We start from the raw sequence: 14,539 nt of genomic DNA on the forward strand, positions 1-14,539 counted from the left end.
GATCCGGCCGCAGGGCGAGTAAGGTCTCGCGCTTGTGCGCCCGCTCACTTCCCCCTCCCGGAACCCCTACTGGCGGTTCCTGGTAGCGGGATTCCGCGGGCAGTCCGCCTACCCGCTGGCCACGCTCGCCGGCCTGGTGGCGAACGCGACGTTCGGCCTGCTCAAGGGCGGGATCATGGGCGCGGCGGTCGAGAGCTCGGGTGGCGAGCTCGCCGGCTATTCCGCGGCGACCATGGCGGCGTTCGTCTGGCTGGGCCAGGGCATGCTCGGCTCGGTGAACTTCTGGGGCGGCAGCGATCTCCAGACCCGGATCAAGTCGGGCGACGTCGCCGTCGACTTCCTGCGGCCGGTGGGCGTGCAGGCGGCCAACGTGCTGACCGACATCGGCAAGGGACTGTTCGCCCTGCTGCCACGCGGGCTGCCGAGCGTCGTCATCGGGGTGCTCGTCTCCAGCATGGCCCTGCCGCCCGACGCCGCCGCGTACGCGCTGGGGCTGACCAGCCTGCTGATCGGCATCGCGGTCTCGCACGCCACCGTGTACGTCGTGGCCACCGCCGGGTTCTGGCTGGTGGAGACCCGCGGCGTCAGCGTGCTCTACATGGCGGTCTCCGGATTCTTCGCCGGCCTGTTCACGCCGATCTACCTGTTCCCGGACTGGCTGCTGACCCTCACGCTGCTCACGCCCTTCCCGTCGATGATGCAGTTCCCCATCGACGTGCTCTCCGGGCAGGTCACCGGGCCGGGCGCGTGGCAGCGGCTCGGGGCGCAGCTGGTGTGGCTGGCGGTGGTGCTCGCCGTCGGGCACCTGACCACGCGGGCCGGGCGCCGCAGGCTGGAGGTGCAGGGTGGCTGAACCACTGCGCCGAGCGGGGACGTTCCGCGCCTACCGGGCGGTCCTCGCGAGCCGTGCACGCTCCCAGGCGAGCCACCGGGCCAGCTTCCGGATGGACCTGGTCGGGGCGATGCTCGTCGGTCTCATCGAGTTCACCGAGATCTGGGTGCTGTACTCGGCGACGGACCAGATCGGCGGGTTCACGCTGGCCCAGATCATGCTGGTGTTCGGCCTGTCCGACCTCGCCTTCTCCCTGGCCGACCTCGTCGCGGGGCACTGCGACAACCTTCCGACCTACGTGCGCGCGGGCACGCTCGACGTCTTCTTCCTGCGGCCGCAGCCGCTGCTGGCTCAGCTGATGACCAGCGACCTCAGTCTGCGCCGGATCGGGCGGTGCCTGGTGGGCGGGGCGGCGCTCACCGTGGGGCTGGTGCTCAACGACCTCGACTGGAGCGTCGGCACCGTCGGCCTGCTGGTGCTCGCCCTGGTCTCCGGGTTCGTCATCTTCACCGCGCAGTTCGTCACCGCCGCGGGGCTGCAGTTCTTCCTCATCAACGGCTCCGAGATGACCAACGCGTTCGTCTACGGCGGTCGGTACGCGGCCACGCAGCCGGCCGGTGTGTGGCCGCGCGCCCTGCTGCTCGTCTTCGGCGGCATCTTTCCCGTGGCCTTCGCGGCGTACCTGCCGGTGGCCACGCTGCTCGGCATGCCGGGCCCCGTCGGGCTGCCGACCTGGCTGGGCTGGTTCGCGCCGGTCGCCGCCCTCTGGGCCGTCGCCGTCGCGGGGCTGTGCTGGCGCTGGGGCCTTCGTCACTACCGAGGAGCGGGTGGATGAACATCATCGAGACCGAGGGCCTGACCCGGGTGTTCACGGGGCGGCCCGACCGGAAGAACCGGTTCCGCCGCAGCAGGCACGTCGCCGTCGACGACCTCGACCTGACCGTCGAGGCGGGCGAGGCGGTCGGCTACATCGGGGCCAACGGCGCCGGGAAGTCGACGACGATCAAGATGCTCGTCGGCATCCTGGTGCCCACGAGCGGCACGGTGACCACTGTCGGGCTGCACCCCCTGAAGCAGCGCCGCGCGCTGGCCCGGCGGATCGGCGTGGTCTTCGGGCAGCGGTCCCAGCTCTGGTGGGACCTGCCGGTGCGGGAGTCGTTCTCCATCCTCTCGGCCATCCACTCCCTGTCCGCGGACGACGAACGCACCCGGACCGCCGAACTGGTCGACATGCTCGAGATGGGGGAGTTCCTGAGCACGCCGGTGCGCCAGCTCTCGCTGGGCCAGCGCATGCGCGCCGAGGTCGCGGCCGCGCTGCTGCACCGGCCCGAGCTGCTGATCCTCGACGAGCCGACCATCGGCCTGGACGTGCTGTCCAAGCAGCGCCTGCGCGAGTTCCTCGTGGCGCAGCGGCGCGAGCACGGCACGACGCTGCTGCTCACCACGCACGACATGGGCGACGTCGAGCGGCTCTGCGACCGGATCCTCGTCGTGGACCACGGCAGGCTCGCGTTCGACGGCACCCTCGGCGGGCTGGCCCGGACCGTCGGAGCGCGACGCGAGCTCGTCGTCGACCTCGCCACCGCGACCGATGACCTGGTCGACCTGGACGGCGCCGAGCACGTCCGCAGCGAGTCGGGCGGCCTGCGGCAGCGCCTCGCCTTCGACCCGCAGCGCACGACGGCGGCCCGCGTGCTCGCCGCGGTCTCCGAGCGCGCGGAGGTGCTGGACCTGTCGATCGCCGAGCCTGACATCGAGGACGTGGTCCGCGAGATCTACCGCGCCACCCGGCACTGACCCCGCTGCCGCGACAGGGCCCGGTCAGGAACGGGTGACCAGCAGCTCCGACCAGGCGGGGATCAGCACGCCCCGGGCCGCTCGACGGCGGACGACGCGCAGCGGCCGGTCCTCCGACCACAGCATGCGCAGCAGGGTGCCGATCTCGGCCCGAGCCAGCGCAGCGCCCAGGCACAGGTGCCGGCCGGCGCCGAACCAGAGCTGGCGAGACTCGCGCACGTACGGACGGTCGGCGCGGAACGGCCCGGCGGCGGCGTTCGCCGACCAGACCAGCAGCATGATCCGGTCGCCGGCACGCAGCCGCGCGCCGCCCACCTCGACGTCGGCCGCGACCCCTCTGCCGATCACCGACGCCGGGCTCGTCACCCGCAGCCCCTCGCGCACCACGTTCTCGACCGGATCCGCCTCCCCGGGGTTCAGCAGCCCGGCCACACGCTCGTCCCCGTCCGGTCCGGGCGCCGGGGCCACCGCACCCGGCTCGGCACCCGCTCGGATCGCCGCGAGCATCCGGTGCTGCTCACCCGTGTCGATCAGCAGGGCGGTGATCCGGCCCATGGCGCTCGCGGCGGTCTCGGTGCCGGCGACCATGAGGAGCGACGCGAGGCCGGACGTCTCGGTGAGTCCGAGGCCGAGCTCCCGGCAGCGGCCGAGCAGGGTGTCCGGTGGTGCGTTCCGCCAGCCGTCGGGGATCCCCGCGTTCAGCTCGGCGACGATGCCCTGCGCGGTAGCCACCTGTTCGGGTGTCAGGATCGTCGATCCAGCGGTGCCGAGGGCGACGGAGGCCAGGCGCTCGCCGGTCTCGAAGATCCGCAGCGCGCCCTCGTCGTCGGGCCAGGACCCGCCGTGCCCGGCGGGTCGGGGGATACCCAGCAGGCAGATGACCATGCGGCCCACCAGGACGCGGGAGAGGTGCGCGACGTCCAGGGTGCCGCCCGAGCGCAGCACCTCGCCCGCGGCGGCGACCCGCTCGTCCCAGGCGGCGCTCACGAGATCACGCGAGACGGCCTCCGTGAACAGCTCGCGCGTGCGGGTACGCAGGTCGTGGTGCCCGGCGCCGTCGAACAGGTCGAGCACCCAGTCACCGAGGATCTGGGCCCACAGGTTCCCGACGCCGCCCTCGCCGAGGATCGTGAACGATCGGTGGTCGCGGAGGACCGTGCGAGCCACCACCGGGTCCGCCGTGACCCACCCGATGCCGGGCACCTTGCGCACCGCTGAACCGCCGAGGGGTGACCCCTGGGCGGCCGTGCCGGCCAGGAGCAGCCCGGCCATCGCGGGCCGGGCGCGGTAGAGGAGGCTCAGCTCGTGCCGGGTGGTGGGGAGGACGTGGCTCACGGCCGTCACCCTACGGCCAGGCCGGCGTGCTTGACTCTGGTTCAGCAGGCGCCGGGCGACCACTCGCGGGTGAGTTCCGGTACGCCTGGGCCTACTGAACGCGACGCAGCACGGCGGCGGCCGCGTCGGCCGTCACCAGCGCGTTATGGGCGTGCCCTACTCTGTCGCGGGTGCTTCCCGAACCGGCCGCCGTGCTGAATCCGGCACCCACTCGACCTGCTGAGCCCTCCGCGTCGCCCCGGCTGTCCCCGCGCCCCGTCGCCCGCATCGCCGACGTCGCGGTGCACCTGCCCGAGCGCACGCGCGACGTGGCCGAGGCCGAGCGCGAGCTGCACCGCAGGAACCCAAAGGTCGCGCCCCGTATCCCGATGGTCTCGCGCCTGACGGGAGTGCGGCGCGTCCACGTGGCCGACGACGACCAGCAGGCGTCGGACCTCGCCGTCGCCGCCTCCCGGACGGTCCTGGACCGCGCGGGCCTGCGGGCCGACGACGTCGACCTCCTGATCTTCGCGTCCGCCACGCAGGACATGATCGAGCCGGCGACCAGCCACATCACGGCCGCCAAGCTCGGCGTCCGCGCACCGGTGATGGACGTCAAGAACGCCTGCAACTCGGTGCTCAACGGCATCGAGGTGGCCGAGGCGCTCATCGGCACCGGCCGGTACCGCCGGGTGCTCGTCGCGTGCGGCGAGATGCCGACGCGCGGGGTGCGGTGGGACGTGCCCGACCGCAGCACGTACGCGATGTCCGCGGCCGGCTACACGATGTCCGACGCCGGGGCCGCGGTGCTCGTCGAGGCGACCGGCGCCGGGAGCGTGCCCGGCTTCGAGGACGACCTGGCGGCCGAGCTCGCCGGGCTCGTCGAGCCCGTGGACAGGCCGTCGGGGATCCTCGCGTCGGTGTTCGCCGCCGAGTCGCAGCACTGGGACGTCGGCATGCTCCCGGCCGGCGGCACCGTGAACCCGCGCGACCCCGAGCGCAGCTACTTCGAGATCGACGGCTCGCGGCTGCGCGAGGCCTTCGTCGCCTTCGGTCCGGGCCCCGTGGAGCAGGCGCTGGCCGCCGCGGGCGTGACCATCGACGACGTCGCGCTCATCGCCGTGCACCAGGTGGCGGTCGCCTACCTCGCGGACGTGCACCGGGCGCTCGGCGTCCCGGCCGACCGCACGATCCTCACGGTCGCCGACCACGGCAACATCGCCTCGGCGACGCTGCCGCTGCAGCTGGCCACGGCGCTGGAGACCGGCCGCCTGCGGCGCGGCGACGTCGTCCTGCTGCTCGGCCTGGCCGGCGGGATCAGCATGGGCGCGATGGTGGTCCGGTGGTGACCCCGCGCCGCATGCGGAGTGCGGGACGCCCGCGGCTCGGCGTCGTCGTGCCCGCGCTGAACGAGGCGCACGAGCACGGGATCCTGCGCACGCTCGAGGCGCTGCACGCGCAGGAGGACGACGACTTCGACCTGGTGGTCGTGGACAACGGGTCCACCGACGGCACACCCGACGTCGTGCGCAAGGCGATCGCCGACTGGGGACGGCTGCGCTGGCAGGTCGTGACCGAGGACCAGAAGGGGACCGGCGCCGCCGCGGACACCGGCATGCGCGCGGCGATCGCGCTCGGCGCCGAGCTGCTGGCCCGGACGGACGCCGACTGCCTGCCGCCGCCGGGGTGGACGAGTGCGGTACGGGAGGCGTTCGCGTCGGGCGACGAGCTCGTCGCCGGCCGGCTCGTCCCGCGCGACGACGACCTGCCCGTGTCGCGGTTCCAGCAGGGGGTGCTCTCGTTCGCGCTGTGGGCGTCGAGCACGTTCGGCAAGGTCCGGCCCGGGAACCAGGACGACGAGTACCTCGGTCCGTACGTGATGGCGCCCGGCTGCAACATGGCGATCACCGCGTCCCTGTACGAGCGGGCGGGCGGGTTCCCGCGCACCCGGATCGAGGACCTGCACGAGGACCGCGCGCTGGTCAACGCGGTACGGCGGCTGACGACGCGGTACGCCGAGCACCGCACGGTGTGGGTGCGCGCCTCGACGCGTCGCGTGCACGCCTGGGGACTGGTGCGCACGCTCGGCTGGTACGCCGACCACCGCTACCGGCCCGAGGTGGTGGACATCCGATGACGCCCTCCTTGGCAGCGCCCGCTGTGGTCGACCGCCGTCCGCCGGTCGTCACCGCACAGGGCCACGGCTGGGCCTCGCCCGAGGCCTTCTGGGAGGAGCGGGTGCAGCGCGCCGCGCATCCCCTCGCGTACCCGGCGCTGCGGTCCGCACGGGACCGGCCGGTGGTCCGGGTGCCCCGCATCGGCGTGGTGGTGAGCGACGCGGAGCTCGCCCGCGAGGTGCTGCTCGACCTGGACCACTTCTCGAAGGTGGGCCCGGGGGCGCCGTCGGACCTGTGGACGCCTGTGCTCGGACCGTCGGTGCTGCTCAACATGGAGGGCGCCGAGCACGCCGCGCTGCGGCGCGCGCTCGGGCCGCTGTTCTCGCCCCGGGCGGTCCGCGAGCTCGTGGCAGCGGACGACGACAGCGGCGCGGGCGTGCTGCCCGACCTCACGCGGCGGCTCGCCGCGGGGGAGACCGTCGACCTGGCGGCGGCGGTCGGCGCGCAGGCCGGCGCGGTGATCTGCGGGATGGTGGGGCTGCCCCCGACCGACGAGGCGGTGCGGTCGTCGATGGCCGCCGCCCAGACGATCACCGGGATGGTGCGGCTGCACAGGCACGGGCTCACCCGGTCCCAGGTGGCGCAGGCGCGCACCGTGCTGGAGCGGCTCACCGCGCCCGCTCGAGCGGCCTACCGCGCCGGCGACCCCGCGACGGTTCCCGGGCGGATGCGCGACCTGGGGCTGTCCGAGCGGGAGGCGATGGGTGCCGTCGGGGCGTTCGTGCTCACGGGGACCGAGACCATCCAGTCGTTCGTGCCGCGGCTCGTGGCCATCGCGCACGACACCGGGTGGACCGCGCGCCTGCTGGCGGACGACGCCGGGCTGCGCAGGCGCGCCGTCGAGGAGGGGCTGCGCGTCACCGTGCCGACCCCCGCGATGCTGCGCTCGGTGCGGGCCGACACGTCGGTGGGCGGGGTGCCCGTCACGGCGGGGGACCGCGTCGTGATCGCCACCGTGAACTGTTGCCGGGCGGGCGGTGGCTTCGATCCCGACCGGCCGATCGAGCCCGCGGTGCGGCACCTCTGGTTCGGGGCGGGCCCGCACTTCTGCCTGGGCATGCCGCTCGCGATGGCGCAGGTCGACGCGGTGCTCGACGCGCTCGCGGCGGCAGCGGCGGACGGGCGGGTGCCGGTGGTGGGACGACGCCGCGCTGCACGCGGCGTGCTGGTCCCCGCGTACAGCTCGCTGGAGATCGGCCTGCGGGGCGCGGACGGCGTCGCGAACCTGGTCCCGGCGTCGGCCCGGACGCGGGAGGCGTCGTGAAGCACCTCGTCGACGAGCTGCTGGACGTCGCGCGGAGCACGCCCGACGTCGTCGCGCTCCGCTGGTTCGGCGGCCGCGACGGCGGGCGCGTACGCGAGGAGGTGACGTTCGGCGGCCTCGCCGAACGGGTGGAGCGGACGGCGGCCGGGCTGCGCGCGCAGGGCATGGAGCCCGGCGACCGTGTGCTGTTCAGCATCCGGCCCCGTCCGGAGGGCGTGGTCCTGTGCCTCGCCGTCCTGCGGGCCGGCGGCGCGGTGGTGTTCGTGGACCCGGGTTCGACGCCGGAGCTGTTCGCCGCACGGATCGCGGCCGCGAGGCCGCGCTGGGCCGCGACGGAGGCGTTGCTGTACGCGGCGTCGTCGGGTCCGCTGCGAGGGGTCGCGCGGTCTCGCGGCCTGCTGCTCCCGGACTACGGGCGGCTGCCGGTGCGGCACCTGTACACCGGCCGGTGGCTCCCCGGTGTGCCGCGGGGCGCGCACCGCGTGGCGCGGCTGGGGCGGGCGGTTCCCGGGGCGGCTCGGGCTTCGGGCGAGGTGGCGGAGGCGGACCGGGAGGCGCTGGTCGTCTTCACGTCCGGGACGACGTCGGACCCGAAGGCGGTGGTGCACACCGCGCGCACGCTCGGTGGCATGCTCGACCTGTTCGCGCAGGTCGGGGACCTGAAGCCGGGGCAGCGGGCGCATACGGACCAGATGTTCCTCGGGCTGCCGGCGATCATCGCGGGCGGCACGTGGGAGATTCCCGCGAAGGCCCCCAAGGACGCGCCCGAGGCGTTCGCGCGCGGGGTCGCGGGGGCGGACTCCTCGTTCCTCGTGCCCGCCGACGTGACCGCGCTGCTCGACGTCCTGGAGGCCGAAGGCGACACGGGGCGCGCCGCGAGCGCCGCCGGTCCGGCCGTGCTCGCGGTCGGCGCGGCGCCCGTCACGGTCGCGCTGCTCGAACGTGGCCGTCGTGTCCTGCCGGGCACGCGCTGGCTCGCCGTGTACGGCGCCACGGAGATCCTGCCGGCGGCGGTGACCGACGCGGACGAGAAGATCGCGGCGGCCGCGGCCGGAGATCTGGTCGGCCGTCCGCTCGGCGGTATCGGCGTGCGGATCGACGCGGCGGCGCGGGACGCGGAGGACCCGGGGGATCCGGGGGATCCGGGGGATCCGACGGACTCCGGCGACCCGGACGACGAGCGCGAGGTGGGTGAGCTCGTGCTGACGGGGCCGTCCCTGATGGCCGGGTATCTCGCCGACCTCGACGCGGGCAGGGCGCGGGCGGTCGAGCACCGCACCGGTGACCTCGCCTACCAGGACGCCGAGGGGCGGATCGTGCTCGTCGGTCGCAACCGGGACATGATCATCCGCGGGACGGTGAACATCTACCCGGGTCTGTTCGAGCCCCGGCTGCGGGAGCTGCCGGGCGTCGCCGACGCCGTGCTGGTCGGCGTTCCGGTGCCCGACGGCGACGAGCGGGTGGTTCTTGTCGTGACGGCCGCGGGCGGCACCCGGGACGCGGACGCCGCCCCGGTGGTCCGGGCCGGCACGGCGCTGGCCCGGGCGGTCGCCGACCAGGTGGCGCAGGTCCTGGACCACGGTGCACTGCCCGACCTGGTGGTGGAGGCGACACACGTGCCGGTAGCCGGCCGGTCGCGGAAACCTGATCGCCGTGCACTGGTCAGCTTGGTTTCACCGTTGACGGGTACAGTGCGCGCATGAGGGTGGCGGTGACCGGTTCGTCTGGTTTTGTTGGTGGTGCTGTGGTCCGTGATCTGGCGGCACGTGGACACGAGGTGATCGCGTTCTCGCGCCGGGTTCCGGCCCTGCCCGCCGGCTCGCCGCACCAGGTCCTGCACCAGGTCTGGGACCTGAGGGACGGGCCGCTGGCCAAGGAGGACCGGCCGGAGCACGTCGACGCCGTCGTGCACTGCGGTGCCGCGGTGCGGGACGGCGGCAGCCACGCCCGCGCCTGGGTGGTCAACGTCGAGGGCACCCGTGCGGTGCGCGAGACGTTCCCCGAGGCACGGTTCGTGCACGTGTCCTCGGGCAGCGTGTACGACCCGCGCACGCCGAGCGTCGCGGTGACCGAGGCGGAGGCGCCGGCACACGGCTACGTCAACGCGTACGGCTCGACGAAGGCTGCCGCGGAGCGGTACCTGACCGCCGACGCCGCACGCGGGGACCGGGGGCCAGTGATCGTCCTGCGGCCGCACGCGGTCTACGGCCCCGGCGACACGACCCTGCTGCCGCGCCTCGAGTCGGCGGCGGTCGGCGCGTGGCTGCCGATCCCCGGTGGCGGCAAGGTGCGTCAGCACCTCACGCACGTCGACACCCTGGTGCTGGCGATCCGCGCGGCGCTGGTCGCCGACGTCGAACCGGAGGCGGCCGCCGGCCGGCCGCTCGTGGCCAACGTGGCGGACGCCCGGCCCGTCGATCTGCATGAGACGCTCGAGCTGCTGATGTTCGCCAGGTTCCGGCCCGTGCAGGTGGTCGGCATCCCGGTCCGGCTGGCCAACGCCCTGGCCTGGGCTGGCGAGCGGGTGTCCCGCTGGACGGGGCACGAGCCACGCCTGTCGCGCTACGCCATCAGCCACCTCGCGATGGAGCGCACCTACGACCTCACGGTGCTGCGCGAGCGGCTCGGTGTCGACCCGGCGCCGACGTCGCTGCACGGCGCGATGAGCTGGTAGCTGAACCCGTTGGTCGAGCCTGTCGAGACCTCCGCGAGCGGCAGACCAGGTCTCGACAGGCTCGACCAGCGGGTGGGCGACTGTCCGGAATGCCCTACCCTGTGCGGGTGATGCCAGGGAGCGACACCGCGGTCGAGACGCTCGGCCTGCGCAAGTCCTACCGGTCGCTGCGGGGGAGAGTCGTCGGCGTCGAGGGCCTGGATCTCCGCGTGCCGACCGGAGGCGTCCACGCGCTGCTGGGCCTGCCGAGGTCGGGCAGGACCACGACGCTGCGCCTCCTCACCGGCCTGGCGCACGCCGACGGCGGTGCCATCAAGATCTTCGGCGTACCCGTACCTGAGGGCCTGCCCGACCTAGCCGGCCGCATCGGCGCCGTCGTCGGCAGGACCGGGTTCCACGGCAGCCTGAGTGGACGCCGCAACCTGGCCCTCCTCGCGAGCGCAGCCGGGGTACCGCGCGCCCGGGTGGACGAGGTGCTCGCGCGGGTGCTCCTCGCCGACCGCGCCAAGGCGGCCTACGGCACGTACTCGGCCGATGAGGGACGCCGCCTCGCACTCGCCGCCGCGCTCCTGCGTGACCCCGACCTGCTCGTCGTCGACGAGCCGAGCGCCGGGCTCGACGCTGTCGGCACCCGCGAGATCCGGCAAGCCCTGCGGCGCCTCGCCGACCAGGGCAAGACGGTGCTGGTCGCGACCGGCGTCCTGACCGAGGCGCAGCAGATAGCGGACACGGTGACGGTGCTCGACGACGGACGTGTCCTCGCGCAGGGCACGGTGGCGGACCTCCTGGGCGACGCCGAGGTGAGCGTCCGGGTCCGCCTCGACGAACCGGGGACGGCGGCGACGGTGCTGCGCGCCGCCGGGTTCAAGGTCCGGGTCGGCACCGCCGACGGCGGGACGCTGTACGTCGACGGCGTCACCGAACCGGCGGACATCACCAGGACGCTCGCGAAGCAGAAGCTCTTCGTGAGCGAGCTGGTGCCGCTGCGCGAGGACCTGGCGGCCGTCGTCGGGCGGCTGCGGCCGGTCGCGGCACCTGAACCGAAGGTCGTGAGCCGTACCGAGGAGCGGGCCGTCCGCAAGGCCGCCGAGCGGCAGGCCGCCGATCGCAGGAAGGCGGCCGAGCAGCGCAAGGCCGACAAGGAAGCGGCGGCGAAGCAGGCCGCGGCGAGCGCGGAGCTCGCCGAGAGGGCGGCGGCGAAGCAGGCTGCCGCCGACGAGAAGGCAGCGGCCAGGCAGGCGGCGTCCGACGAGAAGGCCCGGGCGAGGGAAGCAGCTGTCGCCAGGAAGGCGGCCAGGAAGGCGGGCGGCCAGAAGCCCGAGGCGCAGCGGCAGGACGCGCCGAAGCCGGATGCCCCTGAGCCGGCCGTGTCCGAGCCGGGTGTCCCGAAGCCCAGGCCGAGAGCTGAAGAGCCTGGTACCTCCAAGCCCGGTGCCCCCAAGCCGGGCACTCCCAGGCCGGGCGCCCCGAAGTCCGGCACCCCCAAGCCCGGCACCCCCAAGCCCGGCACCCCCAAGCCGGGCACTCCGAAGTCGCAGCACGCGAGGGGAAACCGATGACGGGCCTGGTGTGGGCGGAGCTGCGCCGGTTCGGCGTGCGGCCGGCGATCCGCTGGATCGCCGCGGGGATGCTGGTGCACGTGGCGCTGGCGGTCGTGCTGACGGCGTTCGAGGCCGAGGCCTCGACGCTCGCCGCGATGCTGGGCCGGGGCCAGATCTCGTTCTACGCGATGACGTCGGTGTTCCTGGCCTACGTGGCGGGCGTGCTGCTCGTGACGGGGGACGCGGCGTCGGGCGGTACACGGGCCCTGCTGACCGTCGAACCGCGTCGGGGACGGGTGTACTGGAGCAAGGTGGCGGCCGCGGCGCTGGCGGTCCTGCCGGGCGTGGCCGCGGCGTACGCGCTGCTCGCGGCGGGCACGTACGCGGTGCAGGCTCGCGCGGGCGCGCTCGGCGGGCCGCCGGCCGACCTGGCGCTCGCGCTCACGTGGAGCGGCGTCCGGGTGCTCGCGCTCGCAGCCTGTGCGGCGGCCGGTGGTGCGGCGCTGGGTGTGCTGGTGCGACGCTGGTGGGTCGCCGTCCCGCTCGTCGTGGTGTGGTTCCTGGTCGAGGAGACGGTCCTGAGCACGGCGACCAGGGGCCGGGAGTGGTTCCCGGCCGCGAACGCGGACGGCTGGGTCCGCGGCGTATCGGACGTCCTGCTCGCCGTCCCGCTCGTGCACAGCGCGCTTCTGCTGCTGGGGATCACGGCGGTGCTGACCGTCCTCGGCTGGGTGGCGTTCCGGCATCGGGACGTACCCTGACCGCCTTGCCGCTGCGCCGCTGAGGCGCGGGATCCTGCGGCTGGAGACCCTTGTCGTCTCGGATCGTGGGACCATCGGCCCGCTGAGTGACATCGCCGCGGATTCGGCGTAACGTGCGTCACGTGCAGACGATCATTCTTGTAGTACTTCCTGAGCGCGCGGCCTAAGCCCAGCACAGGCATCGTCCGCGCGCTCACCCTGGCAGTCCTTGCTCCCCAAGGACCCGGGGTTTTTTTGTTGTCACGAACGCTCGCTTTCGCCCCAGGACGGGGCGCGACGGCAGGAGATCCGTATGACCGGCACACCGACACCCGCACAGATCGCTGCGCGCGCCGAGGCGCGTGACCAGGTGCGCACCGAGCTTCGGTCCCGCGTGGGCAGCGGCAAGACCGAGCACGAGGCCGCGACGCCTCGCGTCGGTCCGGAGGAAGTCACGGGTGCGCAGTCCATCGTCCGCTCGCTCGAGGAGGTCGGTGTCGACACCGTCTTCGGCATCCCGGGCGGTGCGATCCTGCCTCTCTACGACCCGCTGATGGACTCCGCCAAGCTTCGCCACATCCTCGTGCGGCACGAGCAGGGCGGCGGCCACGCGGCCTCGGGCTACGCCCACGCGACCGGCAGGGTCGGGGTGACCATGGCGACGTCGGGCCCGGGCGCGACCAACCTGGTGACGCCGATCGCGGACGCGCACATGGACTCGATCCCGCTCGTCGCGATCACCGGCCAGGTCGCCTCCGCGGCGATCGGGACGGACGCGTTCCAGGAGGCCGACATCGTCGGCATCACGCTGCCGATCACCAAGCACAACTTCCTGGTCACCGACCCGGCCGACATCCCGCGCACCATCGCCGAGGCGTTCCACATCGCCTCGACGGGGCGGCCGGGGCCGGTGCTCGTGGACATCTCGAAGTCGGCGATGCAGTCGCGCACCACGTTCTCGTGGCCGCAGGAGCTGCAGCTGCCCGGCTACCACCCGGTGACGAAGCCGCACTCGAAGCAGATCCGGGAGGCCGCGAAGCTGCTGGCCACCGCCAAGCGCCCGGTGCTGTACGTGGGCGGCGGCGTGATCCGGTCCGGCGCGGCGGAGCTGCTGCGCCAGCTCGTGGACCTGTCCGGGGCGCCCGTCGTGACGACCCTGATGGCCCGCGGCGCGGTGCCGGACAGCCACCCGCAGCACCTGGGCATGCCGGGCATGCACGGCACCGTGCCCGCGGTGGCGGCGCTGCAGAAGGCGGACCTGGTCTTCGCGCTCGGCGCCCGGTTCGACGACCGCGTGACGGGCAAGCTCTCGAGCTTCGCCCCGCTGGCCGCGATCATCCACGCGGACATCGACCCGGCGGAGATCGGCAAGAACCGCGAGGCGGACGTGCCGATCGTCGGCGACCTCCGTGAGGTCATCGGGGACCTGCTGCCGGAGCTGGCCCGCGAGCACGCGGAGCACGGCAAGCCCGACGTCGAGGGCTGGTGGCACCAGCTCGAGGAGTGGCGCCGCACCTACCCCCGCGGCTACACGCAGCCGGAGGACGGCAACCTGTCGCCGCAGCACGTGATCCAGCGTCTCGGCGAGCTGACCGGGCCGGACGGCATCTACGTCGCGGGCGTGGGGCAGCACCAGATGTGGGCGGCGCAGTTCATCAGCTACGAGCGGCCCAACACCTGGATCAACTCCGGCGGGCTCGGCACGATGGGTTACTCCGTGCCCGCGGCGATGGGCGCGAAGGTCGGCCAGCCGGACCGGACGGTCTGGGCGATCGACGGCGACGGCTGCTTCCAGATGACCAACCAGGAGCTCGCCACCTGCACGATCAACGACATCCCGATCAAGGTCGCGGTGATCAACAACAGCTCGCTGGGCATGGTGCGGCAGTGGCAGACGCTCTTCTACGAGTCGCGCTACTCCAACACCGACCTGCACACCGGCCACGGCACCATGCGCGTGCCGGACTTCGTGAAGCTCGCCGACGCGTACGGCTGCGAGGGCATCCGCGTGGAGCACGCCTCCGACGTCGACGCCGCGATCAAGCGGGCCAACGAGATCGACGACCGCCCGGTGGTCGTGGACTTCACCGTCTCGCGGGACGCGATGGTGTGGCCCATGGTCGCCGCCGGCGTGAGCAACGACGACATCCAGTACGCACGCGGCATCTCGCCGGCGTGGGACCGAGAAGACTGAGCGAGG

Annotated in this window: 12 protein-coding genes; 11 read left to right on the forward strand and 1 reads right to left on the reverse strand. The window is 73.8% G+C overall.

The window, feature by feature from the left end; genetic code table 11:
* The first annotated feature begins 34 nt into the window (after positions 1 to 34).
* The 3 genes from ACNYC2_RS03855 to ACNYC2_RS03865 are packed head-to-tail and all read left to right on the forward strand — an operon-like array spanning position 35 to position 2,629.
* The gene (locus ACNYC2_RS03855; RefSeq protein ID WP_419705764.1) at positions 35 to 853 is read left to right on the forward strand and encodes an ABC transporter permease; all 819 of its coding nucleotides are present in this window, start codon (positions 35 to 37) and stop codon (positions 851 to 853) included.
* A complete protein-coding gene (locus tag ACNYC2_RS03860) occupies positions 846 to 1,667 on the forward strand; it encodes an ABC transporter permease (protein WP_419705765.1) in 822 nt (273 codons plus the stop codon). Before ACNYC2_RS03855 ends, ACNYC2_RS03860 begins: the two co-directional genes overlap by 8 nt.
* Complete coding sequence (locus tag ACNYC2_RS03865) at positions 1,664 to 2,629, forward strand: ABC transporter ATP-binding protein (RefSeq protein WP_419705766.1); 966 nt, start codon at positions 1,664 to 1,666, stop codon at positions 2,627 to 2,629. The genes ACNYC2_RS03860 and ACNYC2_RS03865 overlap by 4 nt, the downstream gene beginning before the upstream one ends.
* 24 nt (positions 2,630 to 2,653) lie before the next feature.
* Here ACNYC2_RS03865 and ACNYC2_RS03870 read toward each other — a convergent pair whose 3' ends face one another.
* On the reverse strand, positions 2,654 to 3,964 hold the full coding sequence (locus tag ACNYC2_RS03870) for a cytochrome P450 (RefSeq protein ID WP_419705767.1): 1,311 nt from the start codon (positions 3,962 to 3,964) through the stop codon (positions 2,654 to 2,656).
* 170 nt (positions 3,965 to 4,134) lie between these two features.
* Here ACNYC2_RS03870 and ACNYC2_RS03875 point away from each other — a divergent pair, with 170 nt between their 5' ends.
* The 8 genes from ACNYC2_RS03875 to ACNYC2_RS03910 all read left to right on the forward strand — a co-directional run bounded on the left by ACNYC2_RS03875 (position 4,135) and on the right by ACNYC2_RS03910 (position 14,533).
* Complete coding sequence (locus tag ACNYC2_RS03875) at positions 4,135 to 5,292, forward strand: 3-oxoacyl-ACP synthase III family protein (RefSeq protein ID WP_419705768.1); 1,158 nt, start codon at positions 4,135 to 4,137, stop codon at positions 5,290 to 5,292.
* Positions 5,286 to 6,080: a glycosyltransferase gene (locus ACNYC2_RS03880; RefSeq protein WP_419705769.1), complete on the forward strand. Its 795-nt coding sequence runs from the start codon at positions 5,286 to 5,288 to the stop codon at positions 6,078 to 6,080. Before ACNYC2_RS03875 ends, ACNYC2_RS03880 begins: the two co-directional genes overlap by 7 nt.
* Positions 6,077 to 7,384 (forward strand): cytochrome P450, encoded by a 1,308-nt coding sequence (locus tag ACNYC2_RS03885; protein WP_419705770.1) that lies wholly within the window; start codon positions 6,077 to 6,079, stop codon positions 7,382 to 7,384. Before ACNYC2_RS03880 ends, ACNYC2_RS03885 begins: the two co-directional genes overlap by 4 nt.
* On the forward strand, positions 7,381 to 9,087 hold the full coding sequence (locus ACNYC2_RS03890) for an AMP-binding protein (RefSeq protein WP_419705771.1): 1,707 nt from the start codon (positions 7,381 to 7,383) through the stop codon (positions 9,085 to 9,087). Before ACNYC2_RS03885 ends, ACNYC2_RS03890 begins: the two co-directional genes overlap by 4 nt.
* Positions 9,084 to 10,058: an NAD-dependent epimerase/dehydratase family protein gene (locus tag ACNYC2_RS03895; RefSeq protein WP_419705772.1), complete on the forward strand. Its 975-nt coding sequence runs from the start codon at positions 9,084 to 9,086 to the stop codon at positions 10,056 to 10,058. Before ACNYC2_RS03890 ends, ACNYC2_RS03895 begins: the two co-directional genes overlap by 4 nt.
* Positions 10,059 to 10,168: 110 nt before the next feature.
* Positions 10,169 to 11,617 (forward strand): ATP-binding cassette domain-containing protein, encoded by a 1,449-nt coding sequence (locus tag ACNYC2_RS03900; RefSeq protein ID WP_419707771.1) that lies wholly within the window; start codon positions 10,169 to 10,171, stop codon positions 11,615 to 11,617.
* Complete coding sequence (locus ACNYC2_RS03905; protein ID WP_419705773.1) at positions 11,614 to 12,360, forward strand: hypothetical protein; 747 nt, start codon at positions 11,614 to 11,616, stop codon at positions 12,358 to 12,360. The genes ACNYC2_RS03900 and ACNYC2_RS03905 overlap by 4 nt, the downstream gene beginning before the upstream one ends.
* Positions 12,361 to 12,652: 292 nt before the next feature.
* Complete coding sequence (locus tag ACNYC2_RS03910) at positions 12,653 to 14,533, forward strand: acetolactate synthase large subunit (protein ID WP_419705774.1); 1,881 nt, start codon at positions 12,653 to 12,655, stop codon at positions 14,531 to 14,533.
* Positions 14,534 to 14,539: the final 6 nt, after the last annotated feature.

This window comes from Promicromonospora sp. NFX87, from assembly GCF_048564965.1.
Lineage (GTDB): Bacteria > Actinomycetota > Actinomycetes > Actinomycetales > Cellulomonadaceae > Promicromonospora.